Raw genomic sequence first — 18,519 nt, forward strand, 5'->3', positions numbered from 1 at the left:
CGTACCAGGTTGAACGCGGGTGGGAAAGCTAGAGCTGTCTCATCTACATAGACAACTCTATTTTTGCGGAAGGTGGGGCCAAATGAGCGCGATCGCTAGCCGTAACGACTCCCCCACCATCGAAAAACGCGCCGTTTCATCCGCCGTCTTCTCCCACTGCAACAACTGCTTTTGGAACGTCTGGTCTTGCTTTGCTCGCTTTACCAGCGCCTGACTAATCATTGTCTTTTGGATTTCTTCGGTCGAGATCCCCTCGTTCTTCAGGAAATTCAACAACCGCTGCACGCTTTCGACCAACTGCTCTGGCGCTTGGGAGAGGATAATCAGTTGGATCTGTTTCACCACCTCTTGATAAATCCGCAGCCGATAATCGGGTGGAGGCGACGGAAGTAACGGTGGCGGTGGCGGTGGCGGTACCTTCAGCGTTACAGGTGGATTTTCTGGGCGAACCTTGATTTCCAGCAGATCCAAGATCGCTTGTCGCTTAGACTCCACCAACTGGAGCATCTCCGGGTAGATCTGCAAAACTCGTTGAGACAGAGTTTTCGCATTCACAAAATGACTCGACGCCAGTTTTAGCAGATACTGCTCCTCCTGGGGTTGGTAAGACTTAATACTGAGTTGCAAGTCAGGAGAATCGAGTTGCACCTGAGCCAAAGTAAACACTAGCGCTTCCCAATTCGGAGCTTCTTTCAAAAAAACTTCTATGGTAGTGGCACCCTCCGCACCCTCCGCGTCCCCGGTGCTATCGTCCTTGCCAAATTCCCCCGGCTCAAAATCCCGACCGATTGGAAAGCGCTCAGTCGGTTTTTTAGTCGCGTAATTAAACCGGGTAAAAACATAACGGCACTCCACCTTAGAAAGATCGACATCCTCAAGATGCCAGTTGCTGATGCAACAGCCGGTCAGTTGCGCTTGGTCCAGATTGGTGCGAATCAGATGACTTTCTAGAAGATAGGCGTCGCCCAAATTTGCCTCGGACATCGTGCAGTCGCCCAGGTATGCCCCGCTCAAATCAGCTTTCCGCAGATCCGCCCCGCGTAAATTTGCCTCGCTCAAGTCGGCACGTAACAAATACACATCCTGCAAGATCGCTCGCAGTAAATAAGCTTTTCGCAAACTGGCTTTGAGTAAATACGCTCCCGTTAAATTTACCCGACTCAAGTCAGCACTATTGAGAATCGCCTCGCTCAAATCGGCACCGATGAGAATTGACCGATGCAAGTCTGCCTCAGTCAAATTTGCCGCCCGCAAGTAGGCTGAACTGAGGTCGGCTTCCGTCAAGTTGGTGCCGACTAAAATTGCATCTCGTAAATTCGCAGCTTCTAGATGCGCTTCCCGAAGATTTGCACTGCTGAGGTTTGCGCCAACCAAGCTAGCGCGACGGAGATTTGCCTCCATCAACTCGGCTTCGATTAACTGAGTGCCGTTGAGTTTGGCATTTTCGAGATTGATTTGATCCAGCTTCGCCCTACGCAAGTCAGCACCGCTCAAGTCGGCTTCTTGAAGCACCGCCCAGTTGAGGTCGGCGTCTTGGAGAGTGGCTAAACGCAAGTCCACTTTCACCATCCGAGCGCGACTCAAAATTGCCTGGTTAAGATTGGCACCTGTGAGGTTGACACTCCGCATATCGGCTTGGCGCAGACAAGCACCAATCAGCTTGGATTGGTTCAGAGAAGCCCAACTGAGGTTGGCACCGCTCAAGTTCGCTCCGGTTAAGTTTATATCGCGGAGATTGACCCCGCCGAGGCTGGCTCCACTGAGGTCTACATAGGAAAAATCGCGTTCTCCTTGTCGGTACCGATCGAGGAAGTTATGTATTTGCACACCCTTGAAGGATAAAAATTATTAAATTTTAAAAATAAAAAATTTAAAAGGCAAAATTTTTAGGGATTTCCTTCTTTATTTTGCCTTTTAAATGAGTAAAACTTGGCTCTTTTATGGTACCCAGCGCGGATGAAATCCAGCGAAAGGCAGCGCCTCTGGTTGGAGCTGGGCTTGGGGTTGTGCAGCTTCTGGCTGGCTCAGGGGAAGCAGCCAAAGGCGACTGGTCGCGATCGCTTGTCCTTCACTGGTTCTCAAACTGTCTGCCGCGGTTGCCGTCTCGTTGGTCACAACTTGGTCGAACAGCAGCGCTAACCCATCCGGTGCCAGACTCATCTGAATATCCCGCTGGGTGGGCAGGAGCAACAGCGGCTCGATCGCCTTTGCATCCAGAGTCCCTTTCTCTGTCTGGAGGTCAATTTCCGCAATGTAAGGCTGTTCTTGGTACTCTTCTCCTGGCAGTAACTGAGTCAGCAGGCAGTAGAGCGTTTCCTTATAGGGAGCAAACTGACAGTTGAGGATTGAGCCATTTGTTCGCAGCAGTTCTTTCTGTGCGCCTTGGTTGGTGACTAAAAAGAGCGATCGCGTGTAATCTGTATTAAATTTCACCATCGCTGCTGCTGAGCCATCTCTGGCAAAATCCAGCGCCATCCCAAACTTGGGCAGAAAATCTAGCGGTTTGGCTCCTGGTGTCAGCGGCAGAATCGCGATGCCCTCTCCCTGAGCGCTTGCCACCGAGGCACTATCCGGCGCAATCAAAAAATCCCCGCCCGGTTGGTTATTCAGCGGTTGCGGCGGTGCATTCGGTCGGACTACCCACAAGCCAAATTCGGCTGGATTTTGGCTGTTCACCCGCTGAACAACAATCGTTTGCCCATCCGCCGCTAAGTCAAATTTGAGATTCTGGTAGTTTTTATTATCTAAAACCAGATTCATTCTGCCTGGGGGATCGAGATCCTTTTCAGATTTTCCTTTGGTTTTGTAATGGAGTCCGGTACTGACGGTGTACAGTTGTTGCGCCAATACACCGGGTTGGTTATTCGTCGCGTCGGTGGCAGAAAACAAAACCTTGTCACCATCTGGATACACCTTAAAGTCCATCACTACGAGGTCTTTAGGCGTCAGAACGGTTTTTTTGTTTTGGGTGAGGTTGTAGAGGATTAACTGTCCCTGTTCTTCTTTCTCAACGCCCAGGTAGATAAAAGCGCGATCGCGGGTGCGAAACTGACTTGTAAACGGCTGAATTGCCCTCCCTGTTTTTCCTTGAGTCCCCAAGCGCTCTCGCGCCCCCTGCAATTCCACTTTATAGTCGGTGTCATAGGATGCTGGGGAAGTCAGGGTATAAGACATCTTCCGCCCCGCCCAACTGAATTTACCCCCCAGGGGTGGAGCGATTCGCAGATTTGCTTCGACGCTGCTGTGTTCCATTGGGCGGCTAAAGGTGAGGATAAAGGAAGTATCCTCAACACCTATTCTTTCTCCCTGCCAGTTGAAATCCCGCACGCGAGGCCCGGTGACTAAAAAACAGTTCGTGCCGCAGGCATCGCCACCCCACACCACTAGCCCAATCACCACACTTAGCACCAGCATCAGCGCTAGCGCTAGACGGTCAACAGGTTGCCCCCATTTTCGATTTTCGATTTTTGATTTTCGATTTATCACTGCCTTCGTCCTCGCCAATCTAAAATCTAAAATCGTCTAATAATCATACGGGTTCTTCGGTGCTTCTATTTTTTTGAGGGAGTTTGCCTTGATGGTGAGTTGGCGTTTGTTTTCTAGAGTTTCAGTGATCATCTCACCTTCAACTTCTAACCAAGTATCAGGGGCATAAGCTGTCCGGTTTTCAGTGAGTTTCACTGGCAGTCCCACGGGATAAGCATCTGCGGCACAGCAGGTAATCACAAATTGCGAAATTAACAGATATTGCTCAGAGAGTTTTGGTGGATGGACAACAAATCCCTTTACTTTAACTTTTTGACCCGTGTAGGTATCGGGTTCTGGATTGAAGTTGAGCGTCCGCACCCAGTCCATGAGCGATCGCTCTTCCGGTCTTGTTGAAGAGCGAAATGATTGGGGTTGCACTCGTGTCAAGGTCAAAGAATCGGTAATTCCCCGATCGAGCGCTGTGCTTGAGTTAAAGGCGCGGGGGGCAACCAATAAACCAGCGATTGCCGTCAACAGTAACAATACACTGCTCCAACCAGGAGGAAATAGGGTGATGTGCTGAAGAACTGCCACCGACCGCTTTTCCTTCCGGTTATTTAATATTTTCCCAATCAGTTGCATGGCGCTCAATGCCGCCATAATTAACAAGCAGATGGCAGTGACAACAACATATTTAAAGTAATCTTTGTGAATCAGCAGGTATAACTGACCCGTGAACCAATATTTCAGGAGCAAAGCTCCCCAAGCCGTTAGTGCTAGGACATCCAAGCCGGGAATTATAAATTTTTGAGAAATAATTTTTGGTTGATTGGTCATTGGTAAGGGTACGAATCGCTAATTTAAGACGGGTTGATTGTGAATCGTTCTAGGAATCTGTTTTCCCTGAGCCAATTGCAACTCACCACTCATCTTAGAAAAAGTACGTATACAGGAGAGTCATTATAAAAGTCAGCTGAGCTGCAAGACCAAATAGGTAAAACACAGCTCTGGGTTTGAAAATGGATAACATCAAACCGATGCCTTTGAGGTCAATCATGGGGCCAAATACCAGAAAGGCTAACAAGGAGCCGCTGGTAAATGTTGTGGCAAAGGAAAGGGCAAAAAAGGAATCGACCGTTGAACAAATGGACACGAGAGCCGCTAATCCCATCATCGCAAGGATGGAGGTGATTGGTCCCTGACCCAAGCTGAGGATCAGTTCGCGGGGAGCGAGTACCTGAATCGCCGCTGCGATCGCGCTTCCCAAAATTAACACGCCTCCCAATTCCCGCAGCTCTTGCACTGTATTATCAAGGAACATCCGCAGCTTGAAAGGCAGGGGTTTTGACGTAATCGATTGACCCATCATCCCACCGCCGGAGACGCCAACGGCGCTCATTATCGGTTGCGGTTGTCCCAGCCAAAACGTGCCGGATTTTAACAAGGTGGGAGTATCGTCTTCCCGTGCCCCTTGAGTTTGCATCTGAGGTATGGCGCAAGCGATCGCGGGTTGCAGTAACGGCTTCAGATTAGATTGAACGCTGAAAACCGAGGCAATAATTGTCGCGATCGATAAAGAAAATACCACCCGCAACACGACAATTTCTGGCTGATCTCGAAACGCTACCCAGGTTGACCAGATGACGATCGGATTAATGGTCGGTGCCGCTAGCAAAAACCCAACTGCCACAGGTGCAGGCACTCCCTGCATCAGCAACCGTCGCGCCACCGGCACGTTGCCGCACTCACACACCGGAAACAAAAAGCCCGCACAACTGCCTACAAATGCCCCCAATATGGGGTTCTTCGGCATAGCAGAAATCAGCTTGCCCTCATCAATCCACAACAGGAGCAAACCGGAGAGCAATACCCCCAGTAGTAAGAAAGGCATTGCCTCTACCAGCAAACTCAAAAACAAGGTGAAAGCGTTGTGCAGTTGATTCATGCTTTGGATCGTGAGAAGCCTTTTTTAGCTTTATGAGGTTGCCAAGACATTTTAGCGGTTATTACTACTCATCACTAGGGCTGATGAATGTGCTAGTGGACGAACCCGATTACCAAAAGTTGCTCGCTTTCTCCCTTATCTATCGGTTGCTTTACCGTAAATTTACGGAGTTTACCGAACCTTTGTAGTTTGTAACACGGACGATTGCTAGTGAAAATGCTATCCTAAGCTTGAAGTATACTCAAGCTTCCATTGCTGCGTTTTCATGCAGCGGGGTACCCTGTGCTGAACGCATTTTTATCACTTCCTTTGTCATCCAATCGAAGCCAGCAAGACTTGTGTTTAGAGTCCACGCTGCGATCGCTATCGCTTCACGATTGTCAGATTGAATATCATCAACTTGGTTGGGAAGTAACTCAGACTCTTAAAGCCAATCCCCTACTCCCAGGCGTCATCTTGATGAAGCAGGGTCAATTCGCGGGGATGATTTCGCGGCGGCGATTTTTGGAATACATGAGCCGTCCCTACGGATTGGAACTCTTTTCCAAACGTCCCATTGAATGTTTATATCGTTCTGCCGAAACGGAAACTTTGATTCTGAACGGCGATACGTTAATTGTGGCGGCGGCGCGTCACTCTTTGCAACGAGCGGCTGAGTTACTTTATGAACCGATTGTGGTGGAGGTCGCGCCGCAAGTTTATCGATTATTAGATGTACATGAATTACTGATTGCTCAGTCGCAAATTCACGAATTAGCAACTGAACTGCTCACTCAACTTTATACTCATCTGGAAGCAGCAAACCAACAATTGCTGCGCCTTGCCACTTCTGATGGTTTGACTGGGGTTGCTAACCGACACCGTTTTGATAGCTATCTCGATTCCTGTTGGCACCAGATGCAGGCGAGTAATTCAGCATTATCGCTGATCTTGTGCGATGTTGATTTCTTCAAAAAGTACAACGATACCTACGGTCATCAAGCGGGTGATGACACTTTGCGACAGGTAGCGGGTGCCATCCAGCAAGCAGTGCAGCGACCGGAAGATTTAGTGGCACGCTATGGGGGCGAAGAATTTGCCGTGATTTTGCCGCACACATCGCTAGAGGGTGCCCTTCAGGTCGCAGAACACATCAGACTGACCGTGAAAGCCTTGAAGATAGCCCATGCTTGCTCAGAAAGCGATTACATCACCTTAAGTTTAGGTGTTGCTACGATCTTTCCTAGCTCAACGTTTATGCCTGCAATGCTGATTGCAGCAGCGGACAAAAAGCTTTATCAGGCAAAACAGACAGGACGAGATAAGGCTGAAGGCCATCTGCTTTGCGTACCGCGCGATCGCTCATCCGTTTTTGAGCCATCTGCAACTTCTTGAATACAAATTATTCCGCTTTAGATAAATATATAGAGTTGTTTTAGTTTAGTAAAAAGTGTAAATTATTGTATTTTTATAACAATTAAAAAACCTCTTGAGTCGTCATTTTTTAACCAAAAGTTAATCAAATCTTTAAATCATATTTAAAGTTAAACTAAGGTTTTAGCTGTAAAATTTATAACTTAAATCAGTAGAATGTGGGGATAAAGTAAATTTTGCATCTCCCTATACAGCGAATAAGAACTGATTGAGGTAATTTATGATGGCTTGGCAAGAATCTCCGCCGGAATTATCAGTTCTTCCTCTGTCCCAGATAAAGAACCTCAATTTAGAGTCAACCCTTCAAGAGCTTCCGCTATACGATTTTCAGATAGAAGCCTCTGGTCTGGGGCAGGAAGTTAACAAAGAATTTGAAGGAAATGCGCTGCTACCAGGAGTCATTTTAACGATAGAAAGTCAGTTTGCGGGAATGATTTCGCGGCGACGATTTTTAGAACAAATGAGCCGTCCTTATGGACTAGAATTATTTTTAAAACGACCCTTACAATCTTTATATCAATTCGCCAGTACCCATGTTTTGAAACTTTCTGGCGATACGTTAATTGTAGCGGCGGCAAAGCAGTCTTTGCAACGACCTCCTGAGCTACTCTATGAACCGATTGTGGTAGAGTTAGCGCCAGGAATTTACCGATTACTAGATGTACATCAATTATTGGTGGCGCAGTCAAAAATTCATGAACTCACAACCGAGTTACTCAACGAGCAAACCAAAGCTCAGATGCTGCAAACCGAAAAAATGGCGAGTTTGGGACGGACGGTTGCTGAGGTTGCCCATGAGATTAGAAACCCCATTAACTGCATTAATGGGAATTTTGGTTTTGTAGAAACTTATTACAAAAATTTAATCGGTTTATTGGCAGCTTATGAAAAAGCTGAAACTTTGAATACAATCGAAGAATTGAAAGAGGAAATTGAATATGATTTTCTTCTAGAAGATTTGCCTAAGTTGATAGGAAGTATGAAGCTGAGTGCGGAACGATTAACAAAAATCGTTGGCAGTCTGCGAAACTTTTCTCATATGGATGAAACCAAGAGACAGCCTGCTGACTTACACGAATGTATTGAAAGTACCTTATTAATTTTAAATAATCCCATCAAGCAGGGGATTCAATTAATTAAAAAATATGGCGATTTACCACTGGTGAATTGCTACTCAGGTCAACTGAGTCAGGTATTTATGAATATCATTAGTAATGCGATTGATGCACTCAAAGATCGAGTCACTGACGGGTCGGATTGGCAACCCCAGATAGAGATTACGACGGAAGTTTTAGAAATCCAAGATTCTGAATGGGTTGTAATCCGGATTGCGGATAATGGGCCGGGAATTCCACCAGAAATTCAGGATCGGATTTTTGAGACGTTCTTTACTACAAAGCCGGTGGGCAAGGGAACGGGATTGGGATTGGCAATTAGTTATCAAATTGTTACTGAGAAACACGGGGGTCATTTATCGGTGCGATCGCGTAGTGTATGTCCAGAGGATTGCTCGCCTTTGGCGTATCCTCCTCCTAGCACCGCCTCCCATAATGGTTCCGTAGTTGAAGCGTTGTCGGTGCCCGTAGCTTCCGCCGTAGGAATAGGAATCGCAGATTCCTATCCCCGGCAAGACAGAATCTATAGTGCGGCTAGCGGATGCGAGGCACCAGCAGCGGCACAGTTGCTAGCTAATTCCAGGGAGATAGAAGATTCACAACCAAGGATGGGCACAGAATTCGAGATCCGATTGCCACTCGGTTAAGGCGCTTGTTCACAATTTTTCTGGAAAATAGTAGCAGAAATTAACCTCAAGGGCAGGTGGAAAACTGCTGAAAATGGTAGTCTATGGTCATAGCTGATTCCAGCTTCACTGCTGCATTTGTGGGCGTTGTGTGTCGGTACCAAACGGATTTATATCACTTCCGTCCTTGTCCCAAGGGAGCGATCGCGACCTCTCTATAGAGTCAACTCTTGGGGAATTGCCGCTGTACAACTTTCTGGTAAAACCCATCTGTCTGGGTGTGGATATTGCCCGGATTTTTGAGAAGCATCCTCTACTGCCAGGAGCCATCTTAGTCGAACAGGGTCAGTTTGCCGGGATGATTTCGCGGCGGCGGCTTTTGGAGTACCTGATCCGTCCTCATCGACTAGAGCTGTTTTTGCACAAACCGCTGCACATCCTCTACAAGTACGCCCACTCTGAGGTTTTAATCCTTCCCGATAGTACGCCGATTTTGACAGCAACCCAGCAGGCGCTGCGGCGATCGCCTGAATTTTTGGCAGAACCTGTCGTAGTGCAAGTGGGAGAATCTGATTATCGGCTGTTAGATGTTCAGGATTTGAATGTTGTTTCTTGGCAAATCCGGGGAATCGAAGCTCAGGTGCGATATGAACGCACCCAAGCTCAGATGATTCAAAGTGAGAAAATGGCAAGCTTAGGGCGCTTAGTGGACGGAGTTGCTCACGAAATTTTAGACCCGGTTGGCTTTATTTGGGGGAACTTAACGTATGTCTCAACTTACACTGAAAACTTGATAGAATTGCTGTCTACTTATGAGACATATTTGCCGCAGATTCCTGAAGAAATTGTGGCTCTGAAAGAAGACATAGAATTTGATTTTGTACAACAAGACTTACCTCGCTCAATTTCCAGCATCCGAGCCGGAGCAGAACGATTGAAAAAGCTCGTGATGAGTCTGCAAAACTTCTGCCATATTGATGATGTTTATCCCAAGCCTGCCGATTTGCACGCTTGTTTAGATAGTATTGTTTTGCTTTTAAAAAGTCGTGTAAACAGCGAAATTGAAATTATCAGAAATTATGGTCATTTGCCGCCGGTACAATGCTACGCGGGTCAATTGAATCAGGTTTTCATGAATATCCTGACGAATGCGATTGATGCATTGATTAATCAAGCAGTCGTTCAGCAGTTTACTCAAGATTTTCAAGGAACATTGCCCCCGAATATTCAAGAGAAACCTCGGATCGAAATCACGACTGAGGTTTGTTCGCACAAGGCAAGTCAGACAGGAATTTCTGATTCGCGGTGGGTTTCCATTCGCATTGCCGATAATGGCCCTGGGATGTCTCCTGAAGTACAGCAGCAAATTCTTGAGTCTTTTTCTGTAGAGAAACGCTCTGCTAAAGAGACGAGTTTATCGGTAAGTTATCAGATTGTGACGGCGAAGCATGGTGGAAAATTAAGAATGCGATCGCGTAGTGTATGCCGTTTGGGCGACTCGCTTAGTGTATGTCCTGAGGATTACTCGCGCAGTGGATGCCCAGAGAGCGGATCTCCTCAGGGGTATGCCACTCCTAGCAATTCCAGCGGAGAACCTAAACCAGGCATTGGCACCGAATTTGAGATTTTGTTGCCTTTGGTTTAATTAAAAATTAACAAGCCGCTGTATTTTTAATTGGGCAACTTTCAGGACTCTAAGGCTCTACTTTTACAGGAGTTCCGATGTTGACCTGTGCATACAAAGCCAAAATATCCTGATTACGCATCCGGACGCAGCCGTGAGAAACTGCCTGTCCCACCAGTTTTTCCTGGGGGGTGCCATGAAACCCGATAAAATTGCGTCCGTCTGTCCAAAAAGCAATCCACCTGGCTCCTAAAGGATTATCTGCACCTGGAGGAACGACTTTTCCATTCCAAGGATGCTGCCAAGCTGGATTGCGTAGCATTTGCGTCACCTTAAACGTGCCTGTAGGCGTCTCCCAGCCCTTTTTCCCGACTGCGATAGGATAACTTGCTTTCACCTGATTGTCTCGGTAGACATAGACGCGGCGATCGCTTAATTTAATCACCAAATGAGTATCGGGCGTGGTACTCGCCGGGGAGAGTTCCTCCAAAGGTAGATAGAGAGAGGGTGCCCCCAGCGGAGGCAATTGGGGTTCCGAAGGCAATTCAATCGTTGTTGCCTGTCTGGTAGTTGCCATTTCTGTTGGCACTGAAGCACCAGATGGCTGCCGAACGCCCAGCAATAGAATGGCTGCGAAGTACAGCACCTTGAAGCTTCCAGACGGTAATTTACCCCTGAGCATTCCTGTCCTCTCTTTTCCCTGGTCAACGACTCTTATCGAATTATTATCTGAGATCAAAACAATAAATCGCACAGAGCTGACTGACTTATTTAAAATTGACTTTTCTTAGTCTTGTCAAGTCTCACAAAGTCAGATTTTATTCCCAGCTCTCCTCCTAAGGGCTTATATAGTCCGGTAGATTGAATCTTCAGTAGAGCTAGATAGGATTTGGGCAATAATCCAGGCATTTTCATCCGTTGCTAAGTACAACTGTTGCCGATAGTCAAGTTTATTACCCAAATATTTTAAAAGTGAGGGTGTAATGCGTTTACAAAAAACCAAAGTATTGACAGGTACGATGCTAACACTGTTACTCTCGGCAGTATCAGTGTTGCCAGCGATCGCTCGCCCAGTATCTGAAGGTGAATCAAGGCAGCTCATTAGCCAAACAAACACCGACACACCTACTGCCAATCCAACCAACACCAACACAACTACTCCTAACTCAACCGATACGAATCAAGTAGTTAGAGGCACCGTCAGCAGCGTTAGAGGCAATGTAGTCACGCTAAGACTGCCAGACGGTACAACCAGAAGTATGATGCTCTCACCAGAGGATCTAACTCGGTTGAACCTCATGCCAGGAATGGAGATTAGCGCCACATTGGATGACCAGAATATGGCTAGCAATGTGAGTATGGTTGAAGCAGCCGATGCGACAGATACTACTCGCCTCAACAGAACCCGTCGAGTGGAAGAGACAACGATTCAGCGAAGAACGGTGCAGACAACACCGTCTCCTGGTCCGACAACAACCACTGGAGAGACCACAAGCACTCCAGATACAGTTCAAACCGAACCGCAGACGACTGAGGCAGCGCCAGTACCAGCGCTTTGGTAATGACTTCACCAGCATTCTTGAGCAATTAACAAAGAATCGTTAATCTAGCCATGCCGTCCCCAAAAGGACGGCATGGTTATTTTAGGAAATAATTTTCCGAGATAGATTCCGAGATAGATGCTTGGTTGCGATCGCGCTAGGATTCTGAACAAATTCAAACGTCCTGATTCATTTCTAGCAATCCAGGCGGTGGCGTAATTTCAATTCTCCGATTCTCCAGGTCTACCACGGGCGCGATCGCTTTCACAAAAGGAATCAAAATGGTAGACGGCTTCGGTGGCTTGGGTCTAAGAACTTTCCGTTTTTTACTGGTTCGATTGACTTCCCCTTTCTGGGGTGTTTCCGGCTCATCCTCTGGCGCTACAGCTACAGGTTGCTGGTGCAACTGGACTTCCAGTAAATCGTTGCCAGCCGGAAATACATTCACCACCACGCCCAAGTTTTCTCCCGATTCTTGAAGGAAAACTTCCATCCCAATTAAGTCTAGAACGTGGTATTCATCTTCTTCCAAGATCGGGCGATCGGAAGCCTTTACCATTAACTTAGTTCCCGCAAGCGCCTCCGCTCGATCCCGATTTTCTACCTCAGCCAGCTGTACAACGTATAGATTTTTCCCATCTATATACCGCCCCTTCACCAATTTCACTGGCTGTGGTTCTGTCTCGCCCGGTCGCAACATCCAACGCTCTCCCGGTTCCTCAAAGCGTTCTGGGAATTGGGATTCAGGATATACCCGCAACTCCCCTTTCATCCCTTGAGCGGCAACAATTGTGCCAATTTCTAACCACTGGTCATTGGTCATCAGCTTTCTGTATTCCGTATTCCGTATTCTTTTTAATGCTCTACCATGTACGCACAAATCTTCTTGAACTTGCCAGTCCCCTTTTGATCCCCCCAACCCCCCAATACATTGGGGAAGCAATCAACGTTTTGCCACTTAACCAAAGATATGCGTACACGGTAGTGAATGCTTTGATAACTGCAAGGGGCGGCGACGACTTCTAAAAGTCCGCGCTTTTCTGACTTAGTTTGCATCACCGCGAATTCTGTCCGGCAGGGCTTTCTAACATTTAACAACTGAATATACTTGCTCTACCACCTTCGCTAAGCGCTGTATCCCGATTTCAATCTCCTGGTCTGTAGCAGTCAGGCTAATCCGAATACATTGTTGTTTGTGCGCCCATTCTTCGCGCAATCCGGGGAAGAAAGAGCTACCTGGTACAACAATGACACCGACTTGCTTTAACTGCTGGTACAGTTCCCAGTCTGTAATGGGTAAATCTTGTAACCAAAGCCACGCAAAGATTGCTCCTTCGCCGCGATGCAGGAACCAAGGCAAATCTTTGGGCATTGCTTGTTCGATGCTGCTTTCCACAACATCAAATTTTTTCTGGTAGTAGGGGCGAATCACCGTGGTAGCGATTTCTGCCAGCGTTCCCGTTTCAATCGCACGGGCAGCGATCGCTTGCCCATACCGAGATGAATGAATACACATATTCGTCTGGAAACACTCCAGCGCCTGAATCCACTTTTCCTCCCCAATCGCAATCCCAATCCTTTCTCCGGGTAGCCCCGCTTTCGATAAGCTCATGCAGTGCAGGATGTTCTCTCCAAATACTGGCGTCATCTCGGTAAAATTTAACGCCGGAAATGGAGGTGCATACGCAGAATCGATTAAGATTGGCACATCATAAGGCGCAGCCAAATCGGCAATTTTTTTCACTTCGTCATCCGTGAGGACGTTGCCAGTTGGGTTACAAGGACGGGAGAATAACACGCAACCCGTATCTTCTGTAATCTTCAGTTTGCTGAAATCTGGACGATATTTGAACCTATGGGCAGCGGCATCAATGTCTAAAGCTGGCTTATAGGCGAATAATGCCTCTGGGGTTAAGGTCAGACCCCCATACCCCGTGTAATCTGGACTCAGGGGCAGGATAATTTGCTTTAATTTACCGCTTGTGGTGTACCCCCCAAAGGCATTTGCGGCAAAGAAATAAAGCGTTTGACTGCCGGGGGTAATCAAAATATTGCGATGAGTCAGATTTAGCCCGTAGCGGCGATTAAAATCCTTTTGTACCGCTTCGATTAACGGCTCATAGCCCTGAGAGTCACCATAGCGACAAACCACGTTCCCGTAATTTGAGCTAGCCAGCAATTCTTCGGTGTAATCCCGCCATAACTGCTCTACTTCTGGCAAAATCACTGGATTTCCAGGACTTAAATTAATATATTCCTGTCCAATACCTGCTTGCAGGGTTTCCTTAATATCCTTCATAATTGCCCGCACCCCAGTAAGGTGGGACATACAATCGCCAAATTGAGTCAGGGCAGGATTCATAAGCTAAAGCGACTTTGAAAATTGAGAGTTTAACAACCGGGGTGCCTAGTCAGTTGAGGCTTTTTCCCCTTTAGTTAATTTAGTGAATCGTTGGTACTCTAACCAATTTAACTGTAATTTTCATAACTAATTGGCAAAAGTACAGCCAGCTTGGGGCAACAATTCTAATTATGGAATTTCAATTGGTGTTGGGCGGGAGGTCTAGCTCTAGCCCCTGGATCATAAAAGTGAGCAGGTGATCCCAACTATGAAAATAGAGATAACGGGTTAAGGTTCGCAAGTCATCAAAGAAGGTCTTACGAGTCGGCAACTGCGCTCGCAGCAGTCGGTACTTTGCATCCAATAACTCCAGCAAGGTATGAAACAGCAGGCACAGGACGTTGAGCGTAGCGAGAAACGAGGACAAATGCTGCTTGTCATGAGCGCGCTTACTGGTAGCGATTCCATCACTTAGCGAATGTAACCTACCACCATGTCAAACGACCCTGGCTGTTTCAACGACTCTGACTTTCTTGGGTCTTCCAGATGTCAATACAGTATATGCATTTCAGGGGTTTGGCTAGCTATTCGTCAAAATGAGAATTGCTGTCAGAGGGAATGATGTGTTGCCAAGTTGCGAACTTTATCGTTGGTATTTCAAGGAGCAGTTATGGTATTAATCTTTACATTTTCTTTATAAGTAAATTCTAGTGTTTAGGTAGTAGAATCATGAGAAATTTCATGATGTTCACCCGCGATCGCGGGTGACAGTTGCTTAAGCCCTGACTTTTTTACTTCAGGTAAGGATGAATTCCCTATGAATCGATTTAAGTTGGCGACATGGAAAGTGGCTGCTACCACGGCAGTCTTAGGGTTAATCGCTATTGGTGGCAGCATTGTTTATTTCAAAGACGGCATATTGTCTGCTTCAGCCCAACTGGTTAGTCAGGCAACGCCAAGTCCGGCAGCGAAGTCCGACATGGACATTTTGGGGGCGCAAGATGGGCTGATCTGGGGCACTGCCACGTTGGATGACTCTGCCCGCAGCGGCGTTCTGCAATATTCGGTGGCACGGGTAGGGGCAACAGGCTATTTTTACGGTTCCTACCAAGACCCTGAATTTCCTGAAACCTACTTCGCGAATCTGGTGCAACCGTCGGCTTGTGGTGCGGGTAAAGCGGGCTATAAGGGGTTTCAGTCGATCGCAGAAATCAATGATATCAGCAAGCTCACCTATACCACGACGAAATCGATCTTAGTGGGTGATAAAGAGTCTGGTTGCTACACCGGGCTGTTAGTGATTCGGCAAGAGACGCAGGAGAAGGATGGCAAGTTTTTCTATATGGTGATTGAGCCGATCGACGTGGACAACACCTCGCTGAAAGTGCGCTGGTGGGCAAACGTCAAAACCGGAGTTACGGATTTTTCTAAAGCACCTAAGACGTTCTAACGCTCTTCTATTGACCGGATCAGTCCCTCTGTCACCCATAGAATTCTTGGAGATTTCAGGCTATGAAACGTAACAAGTCTAAGCCATCGATGACTCGGATGAGTGCCTTATGGCTAAGTGCGCTGGTAGTTGGCATCACTTCACCCATTCTTGTCACTGCTGACAAATCGCTCGGACTGAAACTTGGCAACAACTGTGAAGTTGGTAATTACCCGACGGCTGACAGCGATCTGCTTCAGACATTATACAAAATGTGGAAGAAGAAAGATTTAGAGGAGGATGACTGTAAGGATGCTGCTCAACAGCTTTCTGCGAGTGTTGGTAAGGCTGCTGCAAGCGGCAGTATAACTGCTGTGAGTGGCGGCACAACTCAGCCCACTGCCCCCACCACTGCCACCGCTGCCGCCGACCCAACTGCGGACTCAGATGGTGATGGCGATCCTGATAAAGATGAACCGGAAGATGAGAAGCTGGTTGCGAATCTACCGTTTTTGAGCTATGGCATCATTGGCGAGACTGTGATCACCTATGACCTGGCGGAGAAAGGCAGTGCTACCGACACCAAAAACACTGTGAGCTTGGGGCGGGAGTCGGCATCGACTTCAGAAAAAACGAACACCAGCACCTACACGAACCAAATCTCGGCTTCGACGACTGCATCCTTTAGCCCTCTGGACTTTGGGGTTGAGGCTTCGGTCGGCTATAGCCATACCTGGGAAAACAGCTACGCCAACACGGATATCAAAGAAAGCCGCGATAAATATGAAGATGTGCAGGAAAAAACGGCTTCGCAGAATGCCGTAATTAAGGGTGGCAGCATTGCCATTTCAGTGGAGATCAAGAATGAGGGGACAGCGCAGATTGGCGTTGGTGATTTTCGGGTAGCAGCCCGTCGGCGCACCGGCAGCGGCGCGAACCAGTTTAAGGATGTGGCGACGTTGGCTCCTCCGACAGCGACAGGAAGCTTCAAGCGTGACCTGGCACCCGGCGAAAAAATGAATGTCCAGGTGTCTGCCAAAATCGAAAACATTGCCCTGATCGAAGACTTGCTGGCGGCACCGGAAAGCCTTTACTTTGAGGTGATTCGTCCGGAACTCAATCTCCCTAGCGATGGTACAGAAGCCGCATTACAAAGGAGCTTTGCTAACAGAATCACGGCGGTGCAGAAGAAGACAGTTCAAATCAACATCGACTACGGTAGGGGCTATACCAGGGCTTATTATGTCGCGGTAGATAGAGAGAAAGGGAACACCTTTGCCGAAGTGATGAAAATCCTGAAGCTGAAATACGCGACCGATGGCGATCGGTTGATCGCCCTCTGCAAAATCCGGGGCAGCAAGGACTGTCCTGCTAGCGATTTGCTGAAAACAGATGAGGCGCAAGGTATGCATTGGGGCGGCAGGTTTCCGAAGAACAATCGTAGTGAGCAGGTGGAGATCGCGCCGGAAGGCAAATTTGAAGCGACCGTACTGCGAGCGGGCGACACCGTGCTGCTGGCGTTCATCGAAGACCGAGACAAAGATGGCTTGCCTCGCAATGATGAAGTGCGCTACAAAACAGTGGATGACCTGAAAGACTGCACCGCCGCAGCAGGCTGTAAAGATCCCAAGGACTTTGATGGTGACGGCATCACCGACTTTGATGAAGCCCGGACTGGCTGGCAACTGGGCACTGCCAATAAAGCCCAAGTCTTTTCGGCTCCTTCGCTGGCGGATGCCGATAACGACGGCTGGAACGACAAAACCGAAATGGCAAAACAAACCGATCCGAACTCTGCGGATACGGATGGTGACAAACTGGCTGAGGGTGAGGGCAACCAGAAAGACCCCAACCCCTTGGTGCCTGATGCTGCATCTGTGGCAGTCGCACCGTCTACCCCTCAGGCAAGCTACTACGCCGACTTGGAGGATCTGAGTGAAGAATTTCTCAAGCCCAACAAGCTGGTGCGGTTTGGATCTGCTTACTTGACTGGGGGTTCTACTTCCATGTCCAGTCAATATGATAAGTATGCTGCCTGGAGAGGAATCGATGGTGATGCCGTTCTGCTGCCGGACGCTGAAGGTCTTGCCATCACTAATAAAGGGGCAAACGAATGGTGGCGGCTGTCTTACAAGAAACCGCAGGAGATTCGCACCCTGATTCTCTGGAATCGGTTAACAAAAGAGGCGCGACAGAATGTCCAACAGCTAGAACTGCATGTTTATCTCAACGGCAAAGATGCAATTCCAGCAATTCCACTTTGGGATGCTGCCTCCTACATTGCCGACGATCGCCGGATTTTGGTCATTAGTCTCCCGCCGGGAGTCAAAGCGGACACGCTAGAGCTAAAACCCAAACCGGGCAAGACGGCTGAGGTAGCAATCAACGAATTTGAAGTTTATGGGCCACCGCCTGCCGCTGTGCCACCCCTCAAAGGTCGCTATCGGATTGAGGTTGCCAATTCCAAGGGCGAAAAAGGATTGATTGCTGCATGGGGGGCAAATGGTGGCTTAGTCAGTGGAGGGAATCCCTTGCAAGTGTTTATGGGTAAGGCTGAAGATTGTAAGGAGGAGTGTATCTTTACGATCAATCCGATTGCGGATTGGAATCAGAGAGAAAGCACCTATTCGCTCGAAATGGTGAATGCCAAAGGACAAAAGGGATCGATCGCGGCATGGGGTTCCCACGAGGGCGTAAGTCACTTGGGTCACCCCTTGAAAATGAATACCACCGCAGCAGACTGTAATCTTAAGTATCGCTGTGAGTTTATGATTGTGCCCCTTGCTGGTAAATCGAACACTTATCGAATCATGATCAGAAGTGGCAGATCTCACCAACTCATTGCTGCTGTGATCGCTGGCTCAGCATCTCAAGGTTTGAAACATGGCGGCAATGCCTTGAACGTTGCTGGAAACGGTGCCTACAACACCTGTACACCCAACGAGTGCGACTTTATCCTGACTCCCGTTCCATAAGTTTTCAGTCTGTAACCATTCCCTTGCTGACCGGCTCAGCAC

14 protein-coding genes and 1 pseudogene are annotated in these 18,519 nt (G+C 47.9%); 7 read left to right on the plus strand and 8 right to left on the minus strand.

Translation table 11 applies throughout. The features are described from left to right. Positions 1-57: 57 nt before the first annotated feature. The 4 genes from NDA03_RS20335 to NDA03_RS20350 all read right to left on the minus strand — a co-directional run bounded on the left by NDA03_RS20335 (position 58) and on the right by NDA03_RS20350 (position 5,413). Positions 58-1,827, minus strand: a complete 1,770-nt coding sequence (locus NDA03_RS20335; protein ID WP_190411677.1) for a pentapeptide repeat-containing protein — start codon at positions 1,825-1,827, stop codon at positions 58-60. Between the two features lie 111 nt (positions 1,828-1,938). Next, positions 1,939-3,414 carry a hypothetical protein gene (locus NDA03_RS20340; protein WP_348238985.1) on the minus strand — a complete coding sequence of 492 codons (1,476 nt, stop codon included), beginning with the start codon at positions 3,412-3,414 and terminating at the stop codon, positions 1,939-1,941. A 108-nt stretch (positions 3,415-3,522) separates the two neighbouring features. Then, positions 3,523-4,305: a TIGR03943 family protein gene (locus NDA03_RS20345; RefSeq protein ID WP_190411676.1), complete on the minus strand. Its 783-nt coding sequence runs from the start codon at positions 4,303-4,305 to the stop codon at positions 3,523-3,525. A gap of 94 nt (positions 4,306-4,399) precedes the next feature. Then, entirely contained in the window at positions 4,400-5,413 is a 1,014-nt protein-coding gene (locus NDA03_RS20350; RefSeq protein WP_190411675.1) for a permease, read from the minus strand. Between the two features lie 32 nt (positions 5,414-5,445). On the opposite strand from NDA03_RS20350, the gene NDA03_RS20355 reads away from it, so the two are divergent. The 4 genes from NDA03_RS20355 (at position 5,446) to NDA03_RS20370 (ending at position 10,212) form a co-directional block, all read left to right on the plus strand. Next, positions 5,446-5,601 carry a hypothetical protein gene (locus NDA03_RS20355; RefSeq protein ID WP_190984779.1) on the plus strand — a complete coding sequence of 52 codons (156 nt, stop codon included), beginning with the start codon at positions 5,446-5,448 and terminating at the stop codon, positions 5,599-5,601. 121 nt (positions 5,602-5,722) lie between these two features. Continuing rightward, on the plus strand, positions 5,723-6,787 hold the full coding sequence (locus NDA03_RS20360; RefSeq protein WP_242030496.1) for a diguanylate cyclase: 1,065 nt from the start codon (positions 5,723-5,725) through the stop codon (positions 6,785-6,787). A 259-nt stretch (positions 6,788-7,046) separates the two neighbouring features. Beyond that, positions 7,047-8,588 (plus strand): ATP-binding protein, encoded by a 1,542-nt coding sequence (locus NDA03_RS20365; RefSeq protein ID WP_190432389.1) that lies wholly within the window; start codon positions 7,047-7,049, stop codon positions 8,586-8,588. A 130-nt stretch (positions 8,589-8,718) separates the two neighbouring features. Beyond that, positions 8,719-10,212: a HAMP domain-containing sensor histidine kinase gene (locus tag NDA03_RS20370; protein ID WP_348238973.1), complete on the plus strand. Its 1,494-nt coding sequence runs from the start codon at positions 8,719-8,721 to the stop codon at positions 10,210-10,212. A gap of 49 nt (positions 10,213-10,261) precedes the next feature. On the opposite strand, the gene NDA03_RS20375 is transcribed toward NDA03_RS20370, so the two are convergent. Then, positions 10,262-10,873 carry a L,D-transpeptidase family protein gene (locus NDA03_RS20375; RefSeq protein ID WP_190411671.1) on the minus strand — a complete coding sequence of 204 codons (612 nt, stop codon included), beginning with the start codon at positions 10,871-10,873 and terminating at the stop codon, positions 10,262-10,264. Positions 10,874-11,174: 301 nt separating this feature from the next. Between NDA03_RS20375 and NDA03_RS20380 the strand changes: the two genes are divergently transcribed. Beyond that, positions 11,175-11,753 carry a hypothetical protein gene (locus tag NDA03_RS20380; RefSeq protein ID WP_190432393.1) on the plus strand — a complete coding sequence of 193 codons (579 nt, stop codon included), beginning with the start codon at positions 11,175-11,177 and terminating at the stop codon, positions 11,751-11,753. Between the two features lie 154 nt (positions 11,754-11,907). On the opposite strand, the gene rimM is transcribed toward NDA03_RS20380, so the two are convergent. The 3 genes and pseudogenes from rimM to NDA03_RS20395 form a co-directional block, all read right to left on the minus strand. Beyond that, on the minus strand, positions 11,908-12,555 hold the full coding sequence (gene rimM, locus NDA03_RS20385; RefSeq protein ID WP_348238974.1) for a ribosome maturation factor RimM: 648 nt from the start codon (positions 12,553-12,555) through the stop codon (positions 11,908-11,910). 261 nt (positions 12,556-12,816) lie between these two features. Continuing rightward, a complete protein-coding gene (locus NDA03_RS20390) occupies positions 12,817-14,094 on the minus strand; it encodes a valine--pyruvate transaminase (RefSeq protein WP_348238975.1) in 1,278 nt (425 codons plus the stop codon). A gap of 178 nt (positions 14,095-14,272) precedes the next feature. Then, positions 14,273-14,509, minus strand: a pseudogene (locus NDA03_RS20395) (ISNCY family transposase); the annotation flags it as partial. Positions 14,510-14,890: 381 nt separating this feature from the next. Between NDA03_RS20395 and NDA03_RS20400 the strand changes: the two are divergent. Both NDA03_RS20400 and NDA03_RS20405 read left to right on the plus strand, forming a co-directional pair. After that, a complete protein-coding gene (locus NDA03_RS20400; RefSeq protein ID WP_348231996.1) occupies positions 14,891-15,523 on the plus strand; it encodes a hypothetical protein in 633 nt (210 codons plus the stop codon). 62 nt (positions 15,524-15,585) lie between these two features. Next, positions 15,586-18,477 (plus strand): hypothetical protein, encoded by a 2,892-nt coding sequence (locus NDA03_RS20405; protein ID WP_348231997.1) that lies wholly within the window; start codon positions 15,586-15,588, stop codon positions 18,475-18,477. The last annotated feature ends 42 nt before the right edge of the window (positions 18,478-18,519 follow it).

It is taken from the genome of Trichocoleus sp. Lan, assembly GCF_039961855.1.
GTDB lineage: Bacteria > Cyanobacteriota > Cyanobacteriia > Cyanobacteriales > FACHB-T130 > FACHB-T130.